Consider the following 25,024-nt stretch of genomic DNA (forward strand, 5'->3'; position numbering starts at 1 on the left):
ACTGGATATCTATATGTTGACATTACCAAAGTCAGGGACGTTTGTCAGTTTCTTTACAACTAGAACGATTCCGAAGGACATTTTGTTGGGACTAATACAGGTTATGCGTGATATCCAGCCAAACCAGTATAGAAGATAAACGCAGCAGATGCTAAAAAATTATAATGAGGTGGAACGTTTGCCGAACTTTCAACAACTGGGTATTGACGAACAAAGAGTAAGGAAACTGAAGGAGCAGGGAATTACGGTGCCGACTCCGGTGCAACAAGAGAGCATCCCGCTGCTGATCGATGGAAAAGATGTTATCGCCCGGGCACGCACCGGCACCGGGAAGACGCTGGCTTTCATGCTGCCGATTCTGCAGCAGATCGATCCCAAGCGGGCGTATCCGCAGGCGCTCATTATTGCGCCAACGCGGGAGCTGGCATTGCAAATTACGGAAGAAGCCAAGAAGCTCACAGCCGGAGAGCCGGATGGCATTAAGATTCTGGCGGTATATGGCGGGCAGGACGTGGAGAAGCAGCTGCGCAAGCTTGAGAGCGGGCGCCACCTGATCATTGGCACACCGGGACGTCTGCTGGATCATTTACGCCGCGGCACGCTGGAGCTGGGCGGTGTCAAACAGCTGGTGCTGGATGAAGCCGATCAGATGCTGCATATGGGCTTCCTGGATGATGTGGAGGCGCTGATTCACGCACTTCCATATCGGCGTCAGACGATGCTCTTCTCTGCCACGATGCCTGCCGGGGTGAAGCAGCTGGCTGGAAACTATATGAATCAACCGGTTGATATAGTCATTAAAGGAGCCTCCCCGATTCCGCTGGAGCAGATTCAGCAGGTAGTGGTCGAGTGTACGGACCGCTCGAAGCAGGATGCCTTGCGTACGATGATTGAGCAGTATAACCCGTTCCTGGCGATTATCTTCTGCCGGACGAAGCGCAGAGCGAGTATCTTGAATGATGCGCTGCTGGCCCATGGCTACCAGTCGGACGAGCTGCACGGGGACCTGTCCCAGGCGAAGCGGGAAGCGGTGATGAAGCGATTCCGGGATGCCAAGCTGCAGCTGCTGGTGGCAACGGACGTTGCTGCCAGGGGGCTTGACGTGGAAGGCGTTACGCATGTATTTAACTACGACATGCCTCATGATGTCGAGAGTTACATCCATCGCATCGGACGGACCGGACGGGCCGGGGGTAACGGAATGGCGATCACCTTCGCGGCTGGCAAGGACCTTAATGACCTGCAGCGAATTGAAGAAGGAATTTCCCTGCGTTTAAAGCGTGTGCGTTATGACTCTGGTGCTGGCAGCCTTCGGGAAAGCACTGGCGATTCAGGCAGGGATGCAGGCAGACCGAGAAACGCAAGAAGTGTCTCCTCACTCGAATCCGATAATGAACGTGGACAAGGCAGAGGCCGTGCGGATCGTGGGACGGGCTCCGGGCGGAGCCGGGGTAACCATTCTGGAAGCGCGCGCGGCGAGCAGAGCCGGGGAAGAGGCGAGTCGTCACGCCGGGATGAGCGTGGAACTGGCCGGGTCAGCAGCCGCGAGGGTCGCGCAGGCGAAGGCCAAGGACCGTCACAGGCTGGTGGACGTGGCGGCAGCAGCCGTGAAGGTCGCGCAGGCGAAGGCCGTGGGCCGTCACAGGCCGGAGTGCGCGGCAGCAGCAGCGGACGCGGGCAATCCAGGACCGAAAGCCGGGGGAGTCAGAACAGTCGCGGTGGTCAAGGCGGTACTCGTAATTCCGAAGGCCGCGGTGCAAGAGGCCAAGGCGGCGGACGGCGCGGCGGGCGTTAAGTATTGAGGGAATTTTTAGGAGAAACCTGTTTCAATTCGGAGGAGCACGGTTAAGTACAGAGCGTTACCTAGTCGAAGACAAGGAGGCGTTATCATGTCTGAACATAATCATGTTGTGAATAAGAATGGTGAGCTGGATGTGAGTAAGGTTGACCATGCGCTGGACCGAATTGACGATGGGGATAAGGAGCGGATTCTGGCTGACTTTGATGCCTTCCAATCCTATTTGAACAAGCGAATTCAGCTTGCTGAGAGCATCGGTTTGAATGAAGAGCAGCTCGCTCAGGCCGCAGAGAAGGTAGCAGGTTACCTGGCGGCAAATGAGGAGCCCCGTAATTCCGAGGAGAAGCTTCTTCAGGAATTATGGAAGGTTGGTACACAAGCGGAGCAGCATCAGCTGGCTCATCTGCTTGTTAAACTGGCTCAGAACCGTACGGCTCAGTAAGGCGAAGAATGAAACGAAAACCTTCCCCGGCCGCTGTCGGGGGAGGTTTTTTGGTTCGGAACAACGGCATGAAACCATAAACATAATTTATGGGAGGCAGGGCCTTGTTTCATTTTCGTTACATATTGTTTTCTCCGATAACAACAATAGAATATGAGGAGGGAGTTGCCTGAATGTCTCTGGTGATTCATGAGCAGAGAAAACCCCAAATGCAGCCCTTTTATTGGGTGATTACCTTCGAAATGCACGTGCTGGGGCTGCTCCTTAGCTTGGTGCTAACGATGGGACCCTTGATTCTGCTGTACCTCTGGAACCATGTTTGGTCCTGGATAAGTCTAGCTGCCATACCTGCAGGCATCTTTATGGGAGCTAAGCTGTTTAGAAGTTTGAAGGGACATGTCTGGAACAACACACATCTGGATGAGTACTTGTTATATGAGGATCATGTGGAGTACGAGAGGTGGGACCCAGAGTCAAAAGATTCATTCAAGGGGAGCCTATGGCTCGGCGATGTGAAAGAAATATACTATGGAAGGTATATTTTTTCATTTAGTTATGCCTATAAGAAGAGCAAAATGAGCGAAACACTGCCTATGGCAGAACTGATGCCAGTCTTGTATCTCGTGGGTACAGGAAAGCAGGGGGACCGGACGGTGGCCATTCCTTTTACCGATTCGATGGATGCCAACCGCTGGCTGGAGGTCATAGGTCGGCGGGACCTTCCGATATATCTGACCTCGATCATCGTACAGGATCTGGCAGATGAATCGGTTGCCGATGTGCTTCGCGAAGACGAGGATTTGGAACAGACCGCATTCGATGGCAATATAGAGCGGCAATATCGGCCTTATCTGGACCGTCTCTTGCAGGAGAGCGATGAGGAGCGGGAACTGACGGAAGAAGAACTGAATCAGCTGGAATACGAGATGAAGCTGTACCAATACGAAGAGGCGCTTCAAAAGCGGAGATCGGCGTTTCGCGGAACGGGGCTGCTTGCCTGGCTGGTATTCCCTGTTCAGTTCGGCATCGCATTCTGGTTGACCCGTGCGGCAGAGCAAGGTACCGTGGATCCGGAACAAATGCTGTACCCGATTCTGCTTCTTGGACTTTTCTCCATTCTGTTTTTTGTTCTGGTGAAATGGATGCGCTGGCTGCAGATTCTCATCTTCCCGGGGGTCACGTTCATTACGTTTGTTTTTTTGGACTTCTCCGAAGTTGAAACCGACCCTTCTTACCAGATGTCGAGCATGCTGCTTGCCATGACCATGCTGTCTCTGCCGGTGGTTACTCTTATCTATTTGGGTATACGGCATATGCGCAAAGGCCGTGACATCAAGAACCTCCCGCCCATCCCAGAGCCCTGCCAGCCTGTGTCCCAAACGAATGATGCAGGTGTCAGGCCAGAAAATCATCTGTCAACTCGAACTTGATAATATAAACGAAGAACGCAGCCCTCATACCTCGGGCTGCGCTTCATAATGGAATCGATACGTTGCCATGGGGTGGCTGGTGAACGTGGAATCCAGCTTTTTCTTCTCACCCGGTTTCAGTGTCACGCCTTCGTAGGTCTTGATAAATACCTCTTCATCCTCGCTGTCGTAGAGGTAAACCCGGATATGACCACTGAATGTTTGAGTCGCATGATAGTTGCCTGCATAGACCACGATATCGGCGTCATCCTCATTCTTATATGCACCGACATAAGCGATGACGTAATCCTGAGTCCCATGAAGCTGACCGTTTGCGTGTTTGTCCTCATACCGCTGATCCAGGCTTTGTATCATCGTTTCTTCCTTGTACAGGGATTCCTGGGTGATCAGGCCGATCGGGATCGTCAGCATAAAGTAGAAGATGAGCGCTGAGAGCCCTGTGCTTCGCAGCACCGTCTTCTTGTCATATCCGCCCATGATCAGTCCGATAAATGCAATCAGGACCATGAGAAGGACGATGAGATGCCATGGAGATAAAAACATTTCGGGGTATAATTTCATTGCTCTTGCCTCGCTTATGTATGAGTATATGATGGATATATAAGATCCAATCCTCTCGGGTCATTACCCTGCTGACCTGCTGTCTAAACATGCTTGTTTGTCATCAAGTATATGTCCGTTCATTATGGCAAAGCATGCAATGTAGGCTGAAGATCATAGTACCATTCAATTCGATACAAAAGGATACACTTTATGCTCTTTATGGCCATATCAGAACCGGGATTTGGTTTGATGGCATTTATTCGGTATGATGGAGGGAGACCACAAGGCTTCAGCGTCACGGCAGGAGTCTAATGTCCATTCAAAACAAAGCCGGGGAGGAGATCCAAAGATGTCAGTTTATGAATATCAAGCAACAAACCCATCAGGCCAGGAAGTTTCACTCGATCAGTATTCAGGCAAGGTTCTGATTATAGCGAATACGGCAAGTCAATGTGGTCTTACGCCACAATATGGCGAGCTTCAGCAGCTGTATGACCAGTACGGCCAGCAAGGGCTACAGGTTCTTGGCTTCCCGTGCAATCAGTTTGGCGGACAGGAGCCGGGGACAAGTGAAGAGGCAGCATCGTTCTGTCAAATAAACTATGGTGTGAAATTTCCGGTTTTCGAGAAGATTGATGTGAACGGGGAAGGGGCGCATCCGTTGTTTCAATATTTGAAATCGGAGCAGCCAGGACCGAATGAAGGCGGGGAGATCGCCTGGAATTTTACGAAGTTCCTGGTGGATCGTGAGGGTAACGTTGTTCAGCGGTTCGAACCGCGCGACACACCTGAATCGATGAAGAGTGCTATCGAATCACTGCTGGGTTAAAGGCAGAATATATCGCTAATATAACAGGGCTGTTTCCTAACAGGGCGTATTTGTCCGCAGGAGAACAGTCCTGTTTTTTCTTTTGGAACGAATATATTAACTTGAGGCTAACTCCTTCAGGGCATCCTCTATATGACGCTGGCCTTGAATCAGATCAAACGTGGTATTCTCCGTCTCCGGCAGTGAAAGACATAACACCGCGGCATGCGCAACATCATGACGGGATACGGGCCCGGCCTTCGGGAGATTGGAATCCGCTTCAACTGTTCCGGCAGGCTCATGATTCGTTAATTCTCCTGCCCGAATGATGGTGTGAGTTAGCGTACTCTCGGCAAGAATGACTTCTGCCTTATGCTTAGCGAGCAGATATGGTTTCAGCTCAGGCAGGTTCCCCGGATTCTTGGTCTCCATACAGCTGATCATAATAAAGCGTGGAATCCCTTCAAGCACGCACTGCTCGATCAGCCGGACGGTGCCGATTTGATCGGTCTCCTGCGGATCCTCGGTGACCCCGGCCCCCACTGCACAAATAACGGCATCGACATCTTTCAGGCCCCCTGAATAAGTCTGAGCCAAATCGCCGACAATTCCTTCTGCACCTTCCTGCTCCATATTTCGCTTATGATCCTCATCCGGAATGAGACCGCGCACTTGATATCCTTTTTGTACAAGAAGCTTCGCAATCAGCCTTCCGGTTGTTCCACCGGCTCCAGCAACAAATACGGTAGTCATCTCCAAACACCTCCTGCACACTCATTACCCGCTGTCGGTTGTTTCAAAAAGGGCATATTCTGTTATTAATAAGAAAACCTGTTTAGGCCTCATGCTTCTAATCTCACTTATCGGAACGACATCTGTTAGCTTGCCCTGATTTGAAGCCGGTATGCTGAGGTTTTAAGGTCCATTTATACGATGCTCACGTTGTCCATCTCATCGGCAATTGTCATCGCATCAGTCCATATTTTTCATCACTCACACCATGTGAATTTATGAACAATGTGTGAAATTCGAGATTGCCTATTGATCTGTGAAATAAATCACATTATAATGAGACTATAAAGTGAAAATATTCACAATAATATTTCCAGTCGCTGCATTCAAGTTCATCAAGGGTTACCAAGCATGAATCCAGTCAAAACAGCTCATCTTAAACAAATATAAAGCTTCAAATTTGGAGGAGGAAAAAACCATGAAAGTTGCCGTTATCGGTTGTACCCATGCAGGAACGTCCGCCATTGTAAATACCGCCAAGCTTTACCCCGATGCACAGATTACCGTTTATGAACGCAATGATAATATCTCTTTCCTGTCGTGTGGCATCGCGCTTTATGTCGGGGGTGTTGTAAAAGATCCTGACGGATTGTTTTACTCTTCACCTCAGAAGCTCGACGAGCTGGGTGTTGAGACCAAGATGAAACATGAGATTATTTCGGTGGATACAGATCGCAAAATTTTGAAAGTTCGTAATCTGGTTACATCGGAAACCTTTGAAGATACGTTTGATAAGCTGATCGTAACAACTGGATCGTGGCCTATTGTGCCTAAGCTTGAGGGCATTGATCTGAATAATATTCTGCTCTGCAAAAACTATAACCATTCCAACACCATCATCGAAAAGGCACAAGGTGCGAAGCACATTACGGTGGTTGGCGCAGGCTACATCGGCGTGGAGCTTGTTGAGGCTTTCCAGCAGAACGGCAAGCAGGTCACCCTCATCGACAGCGCCGACCGCATTCTGAACAAATATCTCGACCCTGAATTTAGCGGCAAGGTGGAAGAATCCTTCCGGGAAAAAGGGATCAAGATGGCGATGGGTCAGACGGTAACCTCTTTCCAGGGGGAGGATGGCAACGTGAACAAGGTCATCACCGACAAGGGTGAGATCGACACGGACCTGGTTATCCTCTGTATCGGCTTCCGCCCGAACACGGAGCTGTTGAAGGGGCAAGTGGATATGTTGAAAAATGGCGCCATCGTTGTGGATCAATATATGCAGACCAGCAAGCGGGATGTGTATGCGGCGGGCGACTGCTGCTCGGTCCTCTACAATCCGACGGGGAAAATGATGTATATTCCTCTGGCCACCAACGCAGTACGGATGGGTACGCTTGTTGCCCGCAACCTCGTGCAGCCGACAACGCCTTATATGGGCACCCAGGGGACCTCGGGATTGAAAATATACGAGCACAACATTGCATCGACAGGCTTAACCGAAGGATCTGCCAAAGACGAAGATCTTAAAGTGGAGACAGTATCCATAACGGATCACTACCGTCCGGAGTTTATGCCAACCTTTGAACCGGTCACGCTGAAGGTGGTATATGAACAGGATAGCCGCCGGATGTTGGGTGCGCAGATCATTTCCAGAGTGGATATGACACAGTCCATCAACACGCTGTCGGTATGCATACAGAATCGCATGACTATCGACGAGCTGGCGTTCATCGACTTTTTCTTCCAGCCGCATTACAACAAGCCGTGGAACTTCCTGAACACGGCTGGCTTGCAGGCATTGCCTGAGATCGAGACGAAAGCTCCGATACATTCTTAATGAGACAACAGTTGGAAGACCCCCTGATTCGGGGGTCTTTTTCTTGTTTAAGAATAATCGCGCAAGCAAAACTTCTTCTGAAACGTTTCTGTCTTCCATAAAAGGGAATCGATCGATTTATGTTTTTATGAAGGATTCAGGGTTTTTAAGGCGAAATGGAAATGGTCCGCACATTTAGATATAGTCTTTCAGAGAGGTAGGATAATGGAATGAATAAAAAAGTTATGCTGGTCGCTGCTGTGTTGTTGTCCATGCTGCTGACAGCTGCTTGTTCCAATGATCAGGCCGATCCCCCGGCAGAGACTCCACCGGCCGTTGTGGGTAACGAGGGGGCGGATGAGAAGGATCCGTCTGCAGAAGAATCGTCTACAGAACCGATCCAAGAGGATAAGGAATCAACTGCAAATACAGATGTGAAACCGATTGGCGAGCCTGCGGCTGTGGGCGACACGGTGGATTATCACGGCGCGGTCATTACGCTGAACAGCGTACGCGATTCAGAAGGCGATGAATACTTAAAGCCTCAGGCTGGCCATACGTTTAAGGTTGTTGAGCTTACTGTGAAGAACAATGGACAGGAGCCGCTTGTCATATCATCAGCGCTGTCTTTTTCCTTGACGGATTCCAGTGATCTTAACTACACGGTCCCTATTACGGATGATGTGAAGATGCTGGATGGTACGGTTGCACCAGGCGGAGAACTAAAAGGTGAAATTCCGTACGAAGTGAAGCAGGGTGTTCAGGGGCTGCAGCTAAGTTACGGCGATCCGATGAAAGAAGGAAGGGCCATTTGGACAGTGGAATAATGGAAGCTTCATTAGAATTGATTGTGAGATGGAAGGGATTTTGCGGGGCAGGGCAGAATCCCTTTTTTTCTGTGCATGCTGTTGCTGACTTTACACGGGGAGATGTTTTCAGTATGATTATGAGTAAACCGCATAGTCGGTTTCTTGTGAGGGGATGGATTCCATGAACCTTGACTTTCATTTTTATTAAGGGAAAGGTCTTGGCTTTGGGCTAAGATCGTTATTCCAGACAAGGAGTGCTTACATCTATGTCTTCAGAAAAAGCGCAGCGAAAGCGGGATTTGATTCTGGATAAAGCGAAAGAGCTGTTCATTCAGCGCGGGTATGCGGCTACATCGATGGATGAACTGGTCAAATATACAGGTGCCAGCAAGGGCAGCATTTATTATCACTTCGAAAGCAAGGAAGATTTGTTTGTCAAGCTGCTGGCGAAGCAGAATCAGGAATGGATGGAAGGCTGGAACGATAAAAAAGCCCATTACACCAATTTCGAAGAGAAGCTGTATGGAATAGCCGATCATATGGTTGATGATTTTCAGAATCCGCTGACCAAGATTGCGGAGGAGTTCTATATCAATCAGCCGGAGAATAAGACGATTGTGGCCGAGATGCTTGCTATTTTGCAGGGTCCGCGTACGCTGTACCGAGAGATTATGCTGGAGGGTGCGCGCGAGGGACGGATATCGGAAGGGGATATCGATGAGATCTCCATTATTTTTGGATCGCTGCTGGATGGGTTGTCGATTTCTTACTATGAACGATCCCAGGAGAAATCAAGGATTTTATACCGCAAGGGCGTTACGTACTTTTTAAAAGGTGTGTTAACGAATGGAAGGCCGTAGTTTGCATCAGGAAATGATCAGAAGCGTGTTATCGTTCTTGGAACGGACAAAAGGCGTTTCTGTAATTATAATTAAACCGAACAGTCGGTTTTATATTAGGGGGATGGAAACATGAGGCAATTGTTTGGAAACCGTGCGTTTGTACTGCTTATGGTCTCTGATTTTATGCAAAATATAGGGATATGGATCCGCAACATGGCGCTGTTGTTCTTCATTATGGAAAAGAGCAACCATGACCCGGTCGCCGTATCGCTGCTTACGGTCATTGAGTACGTACCGATTTTTGTTATCTCCATGATCGGTGGTGTGCTGGCAGACCGCTGGCGGCCGAAGCGGACGATGATATGGGGCGACGTGTTAAGCTTCTTATCTATCCTGCTTATTCTGTTCGTGGTGTTAGCGGGATACTGGCAGGCGGTGTTTGCCGTTACGCTGGTATCAGCGGTTGTTTCGCAATTTTCGCAGCCTTCGTCGATGAAGATCATCAAGCGGTGCCTGCCGGATGAACATGTGCCAGCGGCAACAGCTTTGTCCCAGACGTTGATGTCGCTGTTTATTATTTTGGGTCCCATGGTTGGAACGACGATTTATCAAACTTTTGGCCTTCTAGCTTCATTAATAAGCCTGCTGGTTCTGTTCGCTGCGTCAGCGATCGTATTAACCTTCCTCCCTTCGAGTGTAGATCAAGCACCGGATACCACAGAATCTGCCGGTTCTTTACTGAAGGATATGAAGGCCGGATTTTCTTACATCGCTTCCAGTCGATTACTGAAAGTACTGCTCGTGGTCTACGTGGTATTGGCGCTTGGCAGCGGACTCGTACAGCCTTTGGACATCTTTGTCATAACGGAGCGACTCCAGCTGGATATGTCCAGCGTCCAGTGGTTTACGGCTCTGGAAGGTCTGGGCATGTTGATTGGCGGACTGATCGCCGCTGTTATTGCAGGTAAGGTAAAAGGCACCTACTTGCTGTTTGCAGGGCTTTCGTTTCTGGGACTCTCAACCTTTGTAGAGGTGCTGTCCCAGTGGCCGATGCTGACCGGCACGATGCGATTTTTGACCGGGGTGCTGATGGCGATGGCTCAAACCGTATTAATGGCGGTAATGATGCAGCAGGTGGATGAGAAATTCATCGGTCGGCTGGGTGGCGTGATGATGCCGGTCTTTACCGGCATGATGCTGATCGGCTCCGGGTTTACGGGATGGTATATGTCGGCAACCTCGATTGTTGTGGTGTATTTCACGGCGGGAGCCCTCTTCCTATTGTCGTCCTTCATCAGCATGAAGCTTCCGATTTCCAGGGAACCTGTCCAGGAGGAAGCGGAAGCGCCTGTAAGTGTAAACGCCACGGTCAAGGTGTAACCTCTGGGGAGGAGAGTCGCTGGCCTAAGTCGTAGGATGGATGAAGAGCTGCTGATTACTCTAACTTCTGTGCAGAAACTGCAAGTTAGGTACAGCGCACGATAAGCGGGTTGGATGTTGGCTCAATCTGACATGGGGGTGCACATTCTGGAGGTTCGTTTGATCTGACAATTCAGTACATTTACTGGATTTCAGCTCTATTTAACATTTCGGCACACTCTCATGCACATCAGCTCCATCTCTAACGGACCTCAGGAGCGCTATTTGCGCTAATTAGCTTGATCTGACAATTCGCTACACTCTCATGGACACCAGCTCCATCTCTAACGGACTCCAGAAGCGTTATTTGTGCTAATTGGCTTGATTTAACATTCCGGCACTCTCTCATGCACACCAGCTCCATCTCTAATGGACTCCAGAAGCGTTATTTGTGCTAATTGGCTTCTATTGTAAACGTAACGGACACCAGCGTCGCTATGAGGCCAGATAATAGGACATTTCCCATCAAATTGACTTAATAATGACTCTCAGGTCCGTTAGAATTCAAAAAGCTAATTTTTCCGCCCAATAGCGTCTCTCCAGTCCGTTAGACCAGTCCACTGGGCTGGTGTACTCCTGAATGTGAGCTCAATCTAACATTGGGTTACACTTTCTGGAAGCTAGGTTGATTTAACATTTCGCTACACTCTCATGTACACCAGCTCCATCTCTAACGGACTCCAGAAGCGCTATTTGCGCTAATTAGCTTGATCTGACAATTCGCTACACTCTCATGGACACCAGCTCCATCTCTAACGGACATCAGAAGCGCTATTTGTGCTAATTGGCTTCTATAGTGAACGTAACGGACACCAGCGGCGTTATGCAGCTTGATAGAAGGCCGATCCCCATCAAATGGGCTAAATAACGCCTCTCAGGTCCGTTAGAATTCAAAAAGCTAATTTTTCCGCCCAATAGCGTTTCTCGAGTCCGTTAGACCAGCCCACTGGGCTGGTGTACTCCTGGATGTGAGCTCAATCTAACATTGGATGCACTTTCTGGAAGCTAGGTTGATTTAACATATACGGCACGCTCTCGGGACATCAGCTCCATCTCTAATGGACCTCAGAAGCGTTATTTGCGCTAATTGGCTTCTATTGTAAACGTAACGGACACCAGCGTCGCTATGAAGCTGGATAGAAGGACATTTCCCATCAAATTGACTAAATAACACTTCTCAAGTCCGTTAGAATTCAAAAAGCTACTTTTTACGTCCAATAGCGTCTCTCAAGTCCGTTAGACCAGTCCACTGGGCTGGTGTCTTCTGAATGTGAGCTCAATCGGACATTAGGATGCACTTTGGAGCTCCATCCAACATTGGGGTACACTTTCTGGAAGCTAGCTTGATTTGCCATTTCGGCACACTCTCATGCACACCAGCTCTATCTCTAACGGACATCAGAAGCGTTATTTGCGCTAATTGGCTTCTATTGTAAACGTAACGGACACCAGCGTCGCTATGAGGCCAGATAAAAGGACATTTCCCATCAGATTGGCTAAATAACGCCTATCAAGTCCGTTAGAATTCAAAAAGCTACTTTTTCCATCCAATAGCGTCTCTCCAGTCCGTTAGACAACCAGACAACCAACTGCCCTATAGTTCTAAAACGAGCGTACTTATCAACGGTTATTGGGTATTTCGGGTAAACAACGGTTTTCGGATAAATAACGGTGATCGGGTAAAGCAGCATATTCCATAAAAAAATAGCGGTGTATGGATTTAATCCACACACCGCTATTTTGCGTACTCTTGCTCAGATTGAGCAGGCCAAGTGCTCTAATCTAAGAATGTTGTCTGAACCAATGAACAAAGGCGCTCTAACGTCCGGCTGTTATTTCAATCATCCCAAGTGGTTTGACATCCTATTCTGTAGGGGTGATCTACTCGTATTCGGATGATTCGCCTTTTGACAAGGTGCTATGCCTGTATCCGTATATAGCGTAGATGATGATGCCGAGTCCGATCCATACGATGAACCCGATCCAGGTAATCCACTGCAGCGTGGTCAGCAGATAGAGACAGCTGGCAACAGCAATCAAAGGCAGCCAAGGCACAAACGGCACGCGGAAGGTGCGTTTTAGATCCGGATGCGTTTTGCGGAGCACGATGATGCCGAGCGAGACGGTAATGAAGGCAAAAAGCGTGCCGATGCTGGCTAAATCCGCCAGGTTGCCAAGGGGGACAAAACCGGACAGCAAGGCGATGCTGATACCGGACACCCAGGTGCTGAATTCCGGCGACTTCGTTTTCGGATTGACCGAGCTCATCCGTTTCGGCAGGAGTCCGTCCCGGCCGAGCGCATACAGCAGTCGGGACTGTCCGAACATGACACCCATCAGCACGGTGGTGAGACCGGCTATTGCTCCCAGCGAGATGAAGTAGGACATCCAGTCCTGCTCGATGTAGAGCAGCGCAAAGGCAACCGGATCTTTCACATTGAGCAGGTTGTATGGTACGAGACCTGTCAGCACTGCGGTAACCGCAATATATAACACGGACACAATCAACAGGGAACCCAGAATGCCGATCGGGAGGCTCTTCTGCGGCTGCTTGACTTCTTCGGCTGCCGTTGCAATGACATCAAAACCCACGTAGGCGAGGAAGGCAATGGCCGCTCCCGTCATGACACCTTCCATGCCGAATGGCAGGAACGGCGTCCAGTTATCCGGCTCCACATAGAATATCCCCACGCCGATAAACAGCAGAATGACGGCAACTTTCAGATAAACCATGAAGGTGTTAAGCCTTGTCGATTCCTTGGCTCCCCGCGATACAATCCACGTGATCAGAAGCGCGATAAATATAGCGGGGACATCCACATAGGTACCGTTGGCCGGATTAAAGGCATTGGTTATCGCGGTGGGCAGATGTATCCCGAAGCCCGCAAGGATGCTCTGGACGTAACCAGACCAGCTGCTGGATACCAAAGCGCTGGCGAAGCCGTATTCCAGAAGCAGGTCCCAGCCCATCAGCCAGGCAAAACCTTCACCAAAGGTTGAATAGCTGTACGTATATGCACTGCCCGCCACCGGTACGGTGGAGGCGAATTCTGCGTAGCAGAGTGCACAGAAGGCGCACACCAGACCCGCCAGTAGGAACGAAACGATTAATCCCGGTCCGGCATGGGTTGCGGCGGTGACGCCGGTTAATACAAAAATCCCTGTTCCCACGATAGAACCCACGCCGAGGACGATAAGGTCCATGGCACTGAGTTGTTTTTTTAATGCGGAACGTACTTCCCCACCTTGCATATTAGGGATCGGCTTCTTGCGAAGCAGATTGTGTTTCAAGCTCATAAATGGAGTCTCCTAGATGTTTATTTAGATAGATTTCCCCGATGTGTGACCCATCCATTCGACATTATAAAGAAAAACGAATTTCTTTGAAAGGGGGAATGTCTCATCTGAACGCTGTCCTCCCCTGATGGACACAAACGTGACATAATTCACGTTCAAGGTGATACAGCTGCGTTACAATGATGGTAAACGATAAATAGGAAACCAAGGGCTGCATCGGACATACGCAATAGAACGAATGCAGGAGAAATGAGGGAGAGACCATGGCCTACTACAAACCTGATCGTATCGCAGAAATTACCGTGGAGACCGGTGTAAAAAAAGCACGCAATTCCACCTTGAATGTTATGATACTAGGCTTTTTGGCAGGGGCATTCATTGCGCTCGGCTTTCTGCTGGATATCCGCGTTATCGCCGGAGCATCTCCGGCCTGGGGAGGGATTGCCGGTTTTATAGGTGCGGCGGTATTCCCGGTCGGGCTTATTCTGGTATTGCTTGCAGGCGGAGAACTGCTGACGGGCAACATGATGGCGGTGTCCTTGGCCAGATTCAAGCAGCGGATTTCCACCAAGGAACTGATCCGGAATTTAGCGCTTGTCACGGTAAGCAACTTGGCGGGGGCATTGTTTGTTGCCTATTTCTTTGGCCATGTGACCGGGCTAACAGGCAGCGGCGTATACTTGGAGAAGCTGGTTAATATGGCAGGTCATAAGCTGGACGACAGCTTCCTGCAGGCGTTCTTGTCCGGCATCGGGTGCAACTGGCTTGTTGCGCTTGCCGTATGGCTCTCCTACGGATCGGATCAGATGAGCGGCAAAATTCTGGGGATCTGGTTCCCGACCATGGCTTTTGTCGCTATCGGCTTTCAGCACGTGGTGGCAAATATGTTCCTAATCCCGGCAGCGATATTCGAAGGTTATTACAGCTGGGGGCAGTATTTCATGAACTTCATTCCGGTATGGCTTGGCAATTTTGTGGGCGGCTCGCTGTTTGTGGCCGCTGCTTACGGGTCTGTTTACTTGAAGAATAGCAATAGGGCGGAGGAGGTATCCGGCATTCACAATGACGCCGCAGCCGTGACAACGACTCCTGCTGCTGGAAGTCCTCCTGAGGTTCATTCAGCACAGCAGGTATCATAATAAATTCAGTATCGATTGCAGAAAATCGCGGGCACCAAGGGAACGTCTACCATAAAAAGCAAATTCGCCATGCCGGTCTCGGGGGAGGAGACACGGCATGGCGAATTTTTTGGGAGTGGTCCATGATTTGGCAAGGAAGAGAAAGGGTCTGGGTTCCTCTTCTTTGCTCTTGATAGGAATATACCCGGCAGGGAGAAGCGTGAATCACCCTATTTAGAAAAAAATGTATGACTTTACTGGAACCCTGATGTTCTTTTAAGATAAGGGATAGGATGCAGCCGAGCAGAAGGGGGAAATGGACGAAATGACTCAAGACATGATTCAGCAGGAAAATGGCATATTTCCAGGGGTATGTCCGTTGGATTGTCCCGATACATGCGGCCTGCTGCTGCATAAAGAGAACGGGAAAATCGTCAAGGTTACCGGAGATCCGGACCATCCGGTTACGCAAGGAGCCATCTGCAATAAAGTCCGCAATATGGCACACCGGGTATACCATCCGGAGCGTGTGCTCTATCCGATGCGGAGGGTAGGCACCAAGGGAGAGGGCGCTTTCGAACGAATCAGCTGGGATGAAGCGGTTCAGGAGATTACCGCGCGCTACAAGGGGCTGCTCGAGGAACACGGCTCCGAGAGCATTCTGCCTTACAGCTTCTACGGCAACATGGGCATATTGAGCGTGGACGGCATGGACCGGAGATTCTTCAACAAGCTGGGCGCCAGCCGGCTGAAGCAGTCCATCTGCAATTCGGCAGGCAGTGAAGGCTGGAAGTCCGTCATGGGCTTTAACGGAGGCACCGTGCCTGAGGTCACGGTGCTGGCTGACGTCATTATCGTCTGGGGCGGCAATATCGTCAGCACCAATATGCACCAGGTGGTGCTCGCAGAGAAAGCGCGCAAGTCCGGTGCCAAGGTCATTGTCATTGATGTTCATAAAAATCAGACCGGGCAATGGGCGGATTGGTTCATTCCGCTGTTTCCGGGCACGGACGCGGCCCTGGCCGTCGGTATTATGCACATTATGTTTCGTGACGGCATGGTGAATGAGGAGTTCCTCCAGCACTATACCCTGGGTCATGAGGAGCTGCGCGAGCATGTGAGAACATACACGCCGGCGTATGTGTCTTCCATTACCGGCGTTTCGGCTGAGGATATCGAGAAGCTGGCTGAGTTGTATGGCCGAGCCCAGGTGTCTTATATCCACATCGGAAACGGACTTCAGCATCACGATAATGGCGGATTGACGGTACGCAGCATAGCGGCGCTTCCTGCCTTGACCGGACAATGGCTCAAGCGGGGCGGAGGTGCCTCCAAGTCGAATGGCGGCTATAACAGTATGGACAGCGATGCACTGGAGCGCCCGGATCTGAGACCGAATCCCGAGGCCCGAACCATCAACATGAACCGGATTGGCGAGGCACTTGCGATGACCGAGCAGCCGATTAAGTCCATGTTCGTTTATTGCAGCAATCCGCTCGTTGTCGCTCCAGATACGGAGCGGGTGCGCGAAGGTTTTGCACGGGAAGATCTGTTTACCGTTGTACATGACCTGTTTATGACGGACACAGCGAAATATGCAGATATCGTGCTTCCGGCAACCTCTTCATTTGAGAATACGGATCTGTTCAGTTCCTATTGGCATCAGTACATCCAGCTTCAGGAGCCGGTCATTCCAGCGCTTGGGGAGAGCAAGAGCAATGTGGAGCTGTTCTCGTTGCTGGGACGGGCCATGGGTTTCAATGAGCCTGCTTTCTATGAGACAGAAGAAGAGATGATTGCAAGGGCGCTCGACTATCCGGACAACCCTTATCTGAACGGCGTTACCTTGGACAAGCTGAAAGCGCACCGCCACGTGAAGCTCGACATGACCCCGCTGGAGACGTATCTGGACCGTCTGCCGACGCCTTCCGGCCGGATTGAGCTGTATTCGGCACAGCTGGAAGCAGCCGGTCTTCCGCCTCTTCCGACTTACGTGCCATTGAAGGAAGGATATGATGGCGTGAGGCGAGGCCGCGGGCATCAATATCCGCTGATGTTCATCTCCCCGCCGAATCACAATTTCCTGAATTCAACCTTTGCGAATGTGGAGAAACATCAGAAGCTGGAGAAGGAGCCCGCACTGCAGATCCATCCGGAGGATGCAGCGGAGCGCGGGTTACAGGATGGAGATATGGTTACGGTATATAATGACCGCGGAACCTATGAGGTCCGGGCGAAGGTAACAGATAAAATGCTGCCGGGCACCGTGGTCAGTCAAGGCTTGTGGTGGGAAGGCGAAGGCCGGAAGCAGCGTGCTAACGCCCTTACGCCGGACAGGCTGTCCGACATGGGCGAAGGGGCCACCTTTTTCTCGACGGTAGTCGAGGTCAGGGCTAAAGAGAAGGGTATCTAAAAGATGAATACGAGACTGTCTTGAAGGTCTATATGACCTGAAGGCAGTCTTTTTTTATAGATAAGAAAGTGGGGGGCTGAAAGTGATAACACATTCCGGTGGAAGTATAAAAAATCGGGGTTTTGTTATATAGCTTGAATAAATTTCCATAGGTAGAATGGTACTAAGTCAATTGCAAGCGGTTTCGGAATGGCAGAAATTCAGAGACCCGGCATGCGTTTAGATCAATTCGTAACGGGAGGATAAATATGCCGCAAGCTACTGCAGAACAGCAATCACCCATTTCCCGGCAGCCCAAAGTTCACAGTAAAAGTTTCCTCAGACGCTTGATGAAGCAATGGGATGTTCAGCTCATGGTGTTACCCGGGGTCATTCTGGTTTTCATTTTTGCCTATATGCCCATGTATGGCGTAATAACCGGTTTTATGGATTATAACCTGTTCACCGGATCAAGGATTTGGGATAACCCGTGGGTCGGTTTTAAGCATTTCGAAGCCTTTTTTGCCGCCCCCGAGTTTGAGAGGATTTTGCGCAACACGATTGTCATCAGCCTGTTGAAGTTCGTTATCGGATTTCCGGCTCCGATCATACTGGCGCTTTTACTGAACGAAGTTCGCCATATGTTGTTCAAAAGAGTGATTCAAACGATCACGTATCTGCCCTATTTCTTATCGTGGGTCATCGTTGCGGGGTTTGCCACCGCCTTGCTATCCACGGAAAACGGAAGCATCAATATTTTGCTGGAGCGCATAGGGGCCATTGATGAACCGATCAATTTTCTCTCGTTGAAAGAATATTTCTGGTCGATCCTCATTTCGGCCAACGTATGGAAGGATATCGGATTTAACTCGATTGTATTCCTGGCTGCGATTGCAAGCATTGATCCTGCTCTGTACGAGGCTGCAGATATCGACGGGGCAAGCAAGGCGAAGCAGATCTACTTGATTACGCTTCCCTCGATTATGCCGGTAGTCATTATCTTTATGATTCTTGCCATCGGCAACTTGCTCAACGCTGGCTTTGAGGACATCTTGCTCCTGGCATCCAATCCTGTGCTAAGGCCTGTATCTGATGTGATTGATACGTATGTCTATCGGGTAGGCTTGGGGTCACATCGCTATTCTTATGCGGTTGCTATCGGATTGTTCAAGGCAATCATCAGTGTAGGACTGCTAACGATCGCGAACTATATGGCTCGAAGATCTGGTAACAGCTTATGGTAAGAATCAGCAGCCCTCAGGAGGTACGGCATGTTAAAAAGAATTAGCTTTGGTGACAAGGTCATGCTCATTGTGGTATACGCGTTGCTCAGTCTACTCGCCTTCACGGCACTCTATCCGTTCTGGAATGCGGTGGCTGTTTCTTTCAATGTAGGTGTGGATACCGCCAAGGGAGGGGTCACCTTCTGGCCACGAGAATTCACACTCGAAAATTACAAAATCATACTGCAAGATGAAAGACTGCTTAACGGGTTTCTCGTATCCATAGGCCGTACCGTAATCGGAACCGCAACCTCCATCTTCATGACAGCGCTCCTTGCCTTCGGGATGACTCGATCCTATCTGATCGGACGGAGCTATTATATGGTGTTCTTTATATTCACGCTTTACTTTGGCGGAGGATTGATTCCAACCTATCTCTTGATCCGTTCACTGGGTATGATGGACAGCTTTCTGGTGTTTATTATTCCATCACTTATCAGCGTCTGGAATATGATTATATTCCGAACTTTCTTTAAGGGCCTTCCCGTTGGCTTGGAAGAATCGGCCAATATTGATGGCTGCAGCAATTGGGGTATATTCTTCAGGATTATTCTTCCATTGTCCGGGCCGGTTATCGCCACGCTGTCCTTGTTGACCGCCGTTGGCCATTGGAACGACTGGTTCCTGCCAAGCATCTACATCACTAGCGATACTTTGCTGCCCATTCAGACGATATTGAGACAGACCTTGAATGCCAATATTGTATCCGGTTCAAGCACCGTGCTCGACAGCGCTTCGGTTGCTCTTCTGGATCAAGCAAGGCAAATTACTTCCAAGTCGCTTACGATGGCGATGATGATTGTTGTGACCTTGCCGATCATTTTGGTCTATCCTTTTGTGCAGAAATATTTTGTCAAAGGCGTGCTGGTAGGCTCGTTGAAAGAGTAGGTGGCCGAACGGTTTAAGGCGAACAGCTTTGAACATATATATTCTTGGAAATGAGAGGGGTTAGGTATATGAGAAAGACGAAAAAGCCATTGCTCGTAATGGTATCGCTTCTGTTGGTCATGGTTACTGTTCTTGCCGGATGCGGGAGTAAAAAAGAAGCCGCACCGCCGGCGACACCGCCTGCAACAACCAATGAGGGGAATAAAGAGACTGACCCTCCAGCAGAGGGGGATGGAGGTAAATGGGTGCTTGGCGAGAAGCCGCTGGAATTTTCAGCTTATGCACACTATGGAAACACAGATTTCCCTAAATGGGAAAGCACGCCTATCGGCAAATATTTGAGCGAAGAAAAGCAAGTTAAGCTCAATATGATAGCGGCTGCCGGAGCACATACGCAAAAGCTGAGCGCGATGATGGCATCAGACGATTTGCCTGACATGATCTGGGCAGACCGTGAGGATCAGGATATGGAGAGACTTCGTAAAGAAGGAAAGCTGGTAGCCTATGATGAATATCTGGATAAGTATCCCAACCTGAAAACGTGGATGGGCGATCTGGACCTGCTTCGTGCTGAAGACGGCAAGCTGTACAGGTTTCCTAACTGGTACTCATCCAATCCTTACGGAAATGCAGGTTATGTAATTAACAAGAAAATTTACGAAGAGCTGGGCAAGCCGCCACTCGAAACCACAGATGATTTATATAACTACCTGGTAAAGGTTAAAGAAAAGTATGGCAGCGAGATTGTTCCGTTCGAGCCGCATCGCGCACAGGATCGACAAGGACTGGGTGTGTTATATACGGCTTTCGGAGAGGGAGCAAGCTACACCAACCTTAACGCTAATTTGTTAGCGGTTCCAAAGGATGGCAAGCTGACGTCGCTACTCATGGATCCGGTATTCCGTGAGGCTCAGAAATATATCGCTAAACTTTACAGAGAGAAACTCATTTCACAAGATGCCTTTAACCAAACGGAAGATCAAGTGCTGGAGAAAGTCATGACAGGCCGAGTCGCTGTGTTTGCCGGAGCCAGTCCGACAGATATGGCAGGAGAAGCACAGCCGGAGTTAATTAAGAAGGATCCGGACGGCGGGTATTTCATGATCTGGCCTATTCATAAGCCTGGTCTGGATAAGAACAAGATTTATCCAGGGACCTACACAAGCTTTGGATGGAATGCTGCATATATTACAACGGCTGCCAAAGACCCTGAAGCGATCTTTGCATTCCTTGACTGGTATACAGGTCCGGAAGGAATGAACGTGCAATTCTTCGGTCCTGAGGGTAAGAACTGGAAAGGCTTTGATGAGCAGGGTCAGCCGAATTTCACCGAGACTTATAATCCCGAAGAAGTAGCCAAAATTCAATCCGAAAATTCTCCGGTTATGTTTGTAGGGAATACGAGTTATATTGACCCTTCCAAATATAAATATATGAAGGATCTTCCGTTCGAAGAGCAGGATTGGAGAACACGTTACCAACAAACGATTACTTGGCCAACTCAATTAAACGTTACGGAATTTTCCGGTATTGAACCATCCCCGGATTCCGATGAAGGCATTATAAAAACATCTGTAAATGAATTGTTCCTCGAAATTTATGCCAAATCCGTAATGGCTAAGAGTGACGAAGAGGTTGATAAAATTCTTGACCAAGGGAACAAGGATTTGATGGATCTGGGTTACCAGCAGCTTCTTGATTACCGTACAGCCAATTGGCAGGAGAACTTGGCGAAGAGAAAATAATTAATTACAGCGTTATTACAGGGAAGCCTCCCAAAGAATCCACCAGATTCTTTGGGATATCTCTGTTTTATTATCAAATAGTCTTTTGCACGTATGTGTAAGTAGAGGTGTATCTACCATTATGGAGGGGTTCCATGTACAAGGTGCTGCTTGTGGATGATGAAGAACTGGATCTTGAAGGAATGAGAAGATTCATTCCTTGGTCTGATTTGGACATGGAGTTAGTGGGGAGCGTCAATAATGCATTGTCGGCATGCGAAATAATAAAGAACCAGGAAGTTGATATATTGGTCAGCGACGTCAATATGCCCTATATGTCCGGGCTCGAGCTTGCTCGGATTGCGATTGAGCATAAACCTAACATTCGGATCATATTCGTCAGCGGATATCAGGAATTTAGCTATGTACAGCAAGCACTCTTATTGAAGGCGTATAGCTATGTTCTGAAGCCCATGAACGATCGGGAACTGGTTGCTTCATTAATCAAGGTAAAACGGGATTTGGATGAGGAGATCAAGCAGCGCGAGGTGGAGATGGCTTATCAGGAGATGATCCCCATTGTCAAAAGTGACTTTCTCATACGCCTGCTTGAACGGGAAGAATCAGAGGAATTATTGACACAGATGAGTATTTCTTATGAATTCGACCAGTTGAAGTGGCCGATCCGCGTCGCCGTCATGGAACTGGATAATCTGTCTTGGCGCCAAACAGGGAGTCTTTTTTCAAAGAGGGAACTGGCAAGAATATTTCTGCAGCGTATCCAGGAGGCGATTACAGATGGCGGCATGCTTCCATACTGCAAGCTGTCCTCGCAGCGGGTAGCGATCCTGCTTGAGGACGTAAGCGCCACCCATACGATACGTACCTTGACGGATAACGTTCAGTTGCATTTGACGACATCCCTGACAACGGGTATTGGGGAACCCGTACACAACTTGAATCAGCTTCAGCTGTCCTACAGGCAAGCGGTGGAAGCTGTGGAGGCCAAGATGTTTCTTGGCAAGGGAAGTATGATCAAGTATGAAGATGTCAGTGCGGAGCCAGGCATGCTCGATGCGCGGATGCTTGATGAGCGCATGAATGTCCTCCTAAAAGCGATGGAGAAATATGAGCTGGTTCAAATTTGTGATGAACTGGAGAAGTTATTTGGTTCTATAAGGAATCTGCGCTCCCGCTTTACCGTGCATAATATGTCGAATTATATTATCTGGAAGCTCGAACAATATTTAAGCAGTCGAAATGAAGATTTGTTTGACCTGTTGGGCATGGAGATCCATCACCTGGATATTTTGATGCAATTCGAAACCGTCAGTGATATTCGTTCCTGGTTTATACAGCACATATTCGGAATTTCCGAAAGATTATATGAGAAATCCAATTCTAAGGATGGTAAATTCATTCGTAGTGTTATCCAATTGATGAGAGAGCGGATGAGTGAGAATATAACGATCAAGGATATTGCGCAGCATTTTTGTTTTTCGCCGAGTCATGTCGGGTTCCTGATTAAAGAGAGGTCAGGAAATACGTTCAATGAACTGCTTGTCCAACTGCGTATGGAAAAAGCATGCGAATTGCTGAAACAGCCGGGTCTCAAGGTCTATGAAGTCGCCGATCAGGTAGGATACCGCTATCTTCCTTATTTCAGCCGGCAGTTCAAAGAGAAATTCGCGATGACACCCATGGAATTTCGAAAGAGAGAATTGGGATGAATACTCGCTGGACCACATCATCCAGAATAAACGGTAAGAAGCTGGGGTATATACCCATCGGTTACAAGCTCATGCTGACCTTTACGATATTTATATTGCTGTTGGTTTTCGTGAACTTTTATATTTCACACTCGATGTACGATGACACCATGCGCAAACAGAGCCGGGTCAACATCCAGGGGACGCTCAATCAGATCCGGGATAATGTGGCCTATAAAGTGGATGATATCGTCCAGACTTCAGCGACATTGTACGATGATCCTGCCTTCATTCAGAGTGTCCTCAGGAATTTATCAGGCGCTGATAATCATATCCGCATGAACAATGTCATTCTCCCGAAGCTGGAGAGCGCCGCGAAGGCGGTTGGCCTTAATTTAAGGCTATCCGTCTATTTTCATAATCAAACGGTGTACGAGAGATATAGAAATTGGGATAATGCCAATAATCAAGATTTCAACGAACAAAGCTGGGATATGTACCATATGACTCGAATTTCGAGTGAGTTTTGGTATTTCACGCTGCCGGAAGAGAAATATAATTCAACGATGACGTGGAGGCAGGTAGAAGAGGATGAGCGGGATGGGCGGATCTCGCTGATTCGGCGCATCGTGGATATGAATAATCCGCTCGATATTCAAGAAGTGGGAATCATGAGGTTCAGTGTTCGCTTGTCGCAGCTGTTCGACAGTGTGGATTACACGAAGCTTGGCGACGGAAGTGTGTTATCGGTGCTGGATCCTTTTGGGAATGTCGTGTTTACTTCCGGATCAATGGTTGAAGACCCTGACCATACCAGTGACAAGGTAAATCCGCATGCCGTTATAGCACCCAACGATAAGAAGAATTATTTGGTGATTGAAGAAGATTTGCCGCAGAAGAACTGGAAGATTGTTGCGCAGGTTCCGCTTAACATCATTGAACAGGAAGCGAAGAGAGTACGAACCGTATTAATAGTAATCTGCATCATCTGCGTCGTGTTGTTTACATATACAGGGTATGTGATATCCCGATCTTTCTCTAAGCGAATCCAGAAGCTTGTAGGGGTACTCAATGCATTTAGGGAAGGGGAGCTGCATAAACGGATCGCTTATCGGGGCAAAGGGGAGTTCCCGCAAATTGCGAATGCCTTGAATGCAATGGGCGAAGATATCGAGGCGTTAATCAATAAAGTGTATCTAACCCAGCTTCAAAAGAAGGAAGCAGAGCTTGAAATGCTGCAATCGCAGATTAATCCCCACTTCTTATACAATACGCTATCCTCCATTAATCAACTTGCGAAATTCGGCGAGACGGAGAAGCTGCAGAATATGGTTGTGCAGTTGGCACAATTTTATCGGCTTACACTAAATTCGGGAAGAATATTAATACCCATTGCATTAGAGATTGAGCAGGCCAATGCATATCTGGATATCCAAAAGGTAAAATACGGACAGCGCATGGAAGTCAATTTTGATGTGGATACAAGTATATGGCCTTACGAGACCATTAAACTGATTCTGCAGCCCTTTATCGAGAATGTGCTGAAGCATGCGTGGAGCGGGGATCGCATTCATATTCGGATTGTCGTCAAAAAGGAAGGGGATACGATTCTCTATCGGATCATCGACGATGGTCTCGGCATGAAGCAGGGGAGAATCGAGGAAATATTCGATCCCCGGGATAACAACCATACGGGCTGCGGCATCCGCAATATCGACCAGCGGGTGAAGCTGCATTACGGGAGCGAGTACGGCGTGTCTATCTTCAGCAAAGTGGGAATCGGAACTTCGGTTCAAATACGCATACCGGCAAGAGCCAGAAATGCAAACCCCGATAAGAGAGGAGGGTAGACAGGGCCCCAAACTATAGCTCTGCCTAGGGAAGAGGGATCCGTTCAGTTTAGTTTCATGTTCGCTGTCAAGGTAAAGCGTCAATGAGTGTGCTTGCTAAAAACATAGGCCCCAAGCGATA

Annotated in this window: 18 protein-coding genes; 15 read left to right on the top strand and 3 right to left on the bottom strand. The window is 48.9% G+C overall.

The annotated features are described in order from the left end of the window. Positions 1-148: 148 nt before the first annotated feature. The 3 genes from PGL02S_RS07760 to PGL02S_RS07770 all read left to right on the top strand — a co-directional run bounded on the left by PGL02S_RS07760 (position 149) and on the right by PGL02S_RS07770 (position 3,670). A complete protein-coding gene (locus PGL02S_RS07760; RefSeq protein ID WP_036640063.1) occupies positions 149-1,795 on the top strand; it encodes a DEAD/DEAH box helicase in 1,647 nt (548 codons plus the stop codon). A 94-nt stretch (positions 1,796-1,889) separates the two neighbouring features. Continuing rightward, positions 1,890-2,240 (top strand): DUF3243 domain-containing protein, encoded by a 351-nt coding sequence (locus PGL02S_RS07765; RefSeq protein ID WP_006206996.1) that lies wholly within the window; start codon positions 1,890-1,892, stop codon positions 2,238-2,240. A gap of 173 nt (positions 2,241-2,413) precedes the next feature. Next, positions 2,414-3,670: a hypothetical protein gene (locus tag PGL02S_RS07770; protein ID WP_036640061.1), complete on the top strand. Its 1,257-nt coding sequence runs from the start codon at positions 2,414-2,416 to the stop codon at positions 3,668-3,670. 24 nt (positions 3,671-3,694) lie between these two features. Here PGL02S_RS07770 and PGL02S_RS07775 read toward each other — a convergent pair whose 3' ends face one another. Next, positions 3,695-4,231: a hypothetical protein gene (locus tag PGL02S_RS07775; RefSeq protein ID WP_036640060.1), complete on the bottom strand. Its 537-nt coding sequence runs from the start codon at positions 4,229-4,231 to the stop codon at positions 3,695-3,697. Between the two features lie 331 nt (positions 4,232-4,562). Here PGL02S_RS07775 and PGL02S_RS07780 point away from each other — a divergent pair, with 331 nt between their 5' ends. Continuing rightward, entirely contained in the window at positions 4,563-5,042 is a 480-nt protein-coding gene (locus tag PGL02S_RS07780) for a glutathione peroxidase (RefSeq protein ID WP_006206993.1), read from the top strand. Between the two features lie 96 nt (positions 5,043-5,138). On the opposite strand, the gene PGL02S_RS07785 is transcribed toward PGL02S_RS07780, so the two are convergent. After that, positions 5,139-5,774: an SDR family oxidoreductase gene (locus PGL02S_RS07785; RefSeq protein WP_036640059.1), complete on the bottom strand. Its 636-nt coding sequence runs from the start codon at positions 5,772-5,774 to the stop codon at positions 5,139-5,141. Between the two features lie 457 nt (positions 5,775-6,231). On the opposite strand from PGL02S_RS07785, the gene PGL02S_RS07790 reads away from it, so the two are divergent. The 4 genes from PGL02S_RS07790 (at position 6,232) to PGL02S_RS07805 (ending at position 10,603) form a co-directional block, all read left to right on the top strand. Then, positions 6,232-7,593: an FAD-dependent oxidoreductase gene (locus PGL02S_RS07790; protein WP_036640057.1), complete on the top strand. Its 1,362-nt coding sequence runs from the start codon at positions 6,232-6,234 to the stop codon at positions 7,591-7,593. Between the two features lie 209 nt (positions 7,594-7,802). Then, positions 7,803-8,399: a DUF4352 domain-containing protein gene (locus tag PGL02S_RS07795; protein ID WP_036640055.1), complete on the top strand. Its 597-nt coding sequence runs from the start codon at positions 7,803-7,805 to the stop codon at positions 8,397-8,399. Between the two features lie 248 nt (positions 8,400-8,647). Further along, entirely contained in the window at positions 8,648-9,241 is a 594-nt protein-coding gene (locus tag PGL02S_RS07800) for a TetR/AcrR family transcriptional regulator (protein ID WP_006206989.1), read from the top strand. Between the two features lie 111 nt (positions 9,242-9,352). Then, positions 9,353-10,603 carry an MFS transporter gene (locus PGL02S_RS07805; protein WP_036640052.1) on the top strand — a complete coding sequence of 417 codons (1,251 nt, stop codon included), beginning with the start codon at positions 9,353-9,355 and terminating at the stop codon, positions 10,601-10,603. Between the two features lie 1,920 nt (positions 10,604-12,523). Here PGL02S_RS07805 and PGL02S_RS07810 read toward each other — a convergent pair. Continuing rightward, the gene (locus tag PGL02S_RS07810; RefSeq protein ID WP_036640050.1) at positions 12,524-13,939 is read right to left on the bottom strand and encodes an amino acid permease; all 1,416 of its coding nucleotides are present in this window, start codon (positions 13,937-13,939) and stop codon (positions 12,524-12,526) included. A 263-nt stretch (positions 13,940-14,202) separates the two neighbouring features. On the opposite strand from PGL02S_RS07810, the gene PGL02S_RS07815 reads away from it, so the two are divergent. From PGL02S_RS07815 to PGL02S_RS07845, 7 genes are all read left to right on the top strand, one after another. After that, a complete protein-coding gene (locus tag PGL02S_RS07815; RefSeq protein WP_036640048.1) occupies positions 14,203-15,078 on the top strand; it encodes a formate/nitrite transporter family protein in 876 nt (291 codons plus the stop codon). A 304-nt stretch (positions 15,079-15,382) separates the two neighbouring features. Beyond that, on the top strand, positions 15,383-17,470 hold the full coding sequence (locus PGL02S_RS07820; protein WP_051449198.1) for a molybdopterin-containing oxidoreductase family protein: 2,088 nt from the start codon (positions 15,383-15,385) through the stop codon (positions 17,468-17,470). A 248-nt stretch (positions 17,471-17,718) separates the two neighbouring features. Continuing rightward, the gene (locus tag PGL02S_RS07825; protein WP_036640046.1) at positions 17,719-18,693 is read left to right on the top strand and encodes an ABC transporter permease; all 975 of its coding nucleotides are present in this window, start codon (positions 17,719-17,721) and stop codon (positions 18,691-18,693) included. Between the two features lie 27 nt (positions 18,694-18,720). Continuing rightward, positions 18,721-19,620 (top strand): carbohydrate ABC transporter permease, encoded by a 900-nt coding sequence (locus PGL02S_RS07830; RefSeq protein WP_036640043.1) that lies wholly within the window; start codon positions 18,721-18,723, stop codon positions 19,618-19,620. 68 nt (positions 19,621-19,688) lie between these two features. Further along, positions 19,689-21,365 carry an extracellular solute-binding protein gene (locus PGL02S_RS07835; protein ID WP_036640042.1) on the top strand — a complete coding sequence of 559 codons (1,677 nt, stop codon included), beginning with the start codon at positions 19,689-19,691 and terminating at the stop codon, positions 21,363-21,365. A gap of 134 nt (positions 21,366-21,499) precedes the next feature. Then, entirely contained in the window at positions 21,500-23,074 is a 1,575-nt protein-coding gene (locus PGL02S_RS07840) for a response regulator (protein WP_006213142.1), read from the top strand. After that, complete coding sequence (locus PGL02S_RS07845) at positions 23,071-24,903, top strand: sensor histidine kinase (protein ID WP_051449197.1); 1,833 nt, start codon at positions 23,071-23,073, stop codon at positions 24,901-24,903. Before PGL02S_RS07840 ends, PGL02S_RS07845 begins: the two co-directional genes overlap by 4 nt. Positions 24,904-25,024 lie beyond the last annotated feature (121 nt).

This window comes from Paenibacillus glucanolyticus NBRC 15330, assembly GCF_004000885.1.
Taxonomy (GTDB): Bacteria; Bacillota; Bacilli; order Paenibacillales; family Paenibacillaceae; genus Paenibacillus_AQ; species Paenibacillus_AQ glucanolyticus.

Excerpts from the sequence above, each read along its gene's own strand:
- PGL02S_RS07760 (WP_036640063.1), top strand. The coding sequence starts at position 149 with ATGCTAAAAAATTATAATGAGGTGGAACGTTTGCCGAACTTTCAACAA.
- PGL02S_RS07765 (WP_006206996.1), top strand. The coding sequence starts at position 1,890 with ATGTCTGAACATAATCATGTTGTGAATAAGAATGGTGAGCTGGATGTG.
- PGL02S_RS07770 (WP_036640061.1), top strand. The coding sequence starts at position 2,414 with ATGTCTCTGGTGATTCATGAGCAGAGAAAACCCCAAATGCAGCCCTTT.
- PGL02S_RS07775 (WP_036640060.1), bottom strand. The coding sequence starts at position 4,231 with ATGAAATTATACCCCGAAATGTTTTTATCTCCATGGCATCTCATCGTC.
- PGL02S_RS07780 (WP_006206993.1), top strand. The coding sequence starts at position 4,563 with ATGTCAGTTTATGAATATCAAGCAACAAACCCATCAGGCCAGGAAGTT.
- PGL02S_RS07785 (WP_036640059.1), bottom strand. The coding sequence starts at position 5,774 with ATGACTACCGTATTTGTTGCTGGAGCCGGTGGAACAACCGGAAGGCTG.
- PGL02S_RS07790 (WP_036640057.1), top strand. The coding sequence starts at position 6,232 with ATGAAAGTTGCCGTTATCGGTTGTACCCATGCAGGAACGTCCGCCATT.
- PGL02S_RS07795 (WP_036640055.1), top strand. The coding sequence starts at position 7,803 with ATGAATAAAAAAGTTATGCTGGTCGCTGCTGTGTTGTTGTCCATGCTG.
- PGL02S_RS07800 (WP_006206989.1), top strand. The coding sequence starts at position 8,648 with ATGTCTTCAGAAAAAGCGCAGCGAAAGCGGGATTTGATTCTGGATAAA.
- PGL02S_RS07805 (WP_036640052.1), top strand. The coding sequence starts at position 9,353 with ATGAGGCAATTGTTTGGAAACCGTGCGTTTGTACTGCTTATGGTCTCT.
- PGL02S_RS07810 (WP_036640050.1), bottom strand. The coding sequence starts at position 13,939 with ATGAGCTTGAAACACAATCTGCTTCGCAAGAAGCCGATCCCTAATATG.
- PGL02S_RS07815 (WP_036640048.1), top strand. The coding sequence starts at position 14,203 with ATGGCCTACTACAAACCTGATCGTATCGCAGAAATTACCGTGGAGACC.
- PGL02S_RS07820 (WP_051449198.1), top strand. The coding sequence starts at position 15,383 with ATGACTCAAGACATGATTCAGCAGGAAAATGGCATATTTCCAGGGGTA.
- PGL02S_RS07825 (WP_036640046.1), top strand. The coding sequence starts at position 17,719 with ATGCCGCAAGCTACTGCAGAACAGCAATCACCCATTTCCCGGCAGCCC.
- PGL02S_RS07830 (WP_036640043.1), top strand. The coding sequence starts at position 18,721 with ATGTTAAAAAGAATTAGCTTTGGTGACAAGGTCATGCTCATTGTGGTA.
- PGL02S_RS07835 (WP_036640042.1), top strand. The coding sequence starts at position 19,689 with ATGAGAAAGACGAAAAAGCCATTGCTCGTAATGGTATCGCTTCTGTTG.
- PGL02S_RS07840 (WP_006213142.1), top strand. The coding sequence starts at position 21,500 with ATGTACAAGGTGCTGCTTGTGGATGATGAAGAACTGGATCTTGAAGGA.
- PGL02S_RS07845 (WP_051449197.1), top strand. The coding sequence starts at position 23,071 with ATGAATACTCGCTGGACCACATCATCCAGAATAAACGGTAAGAAGCTG.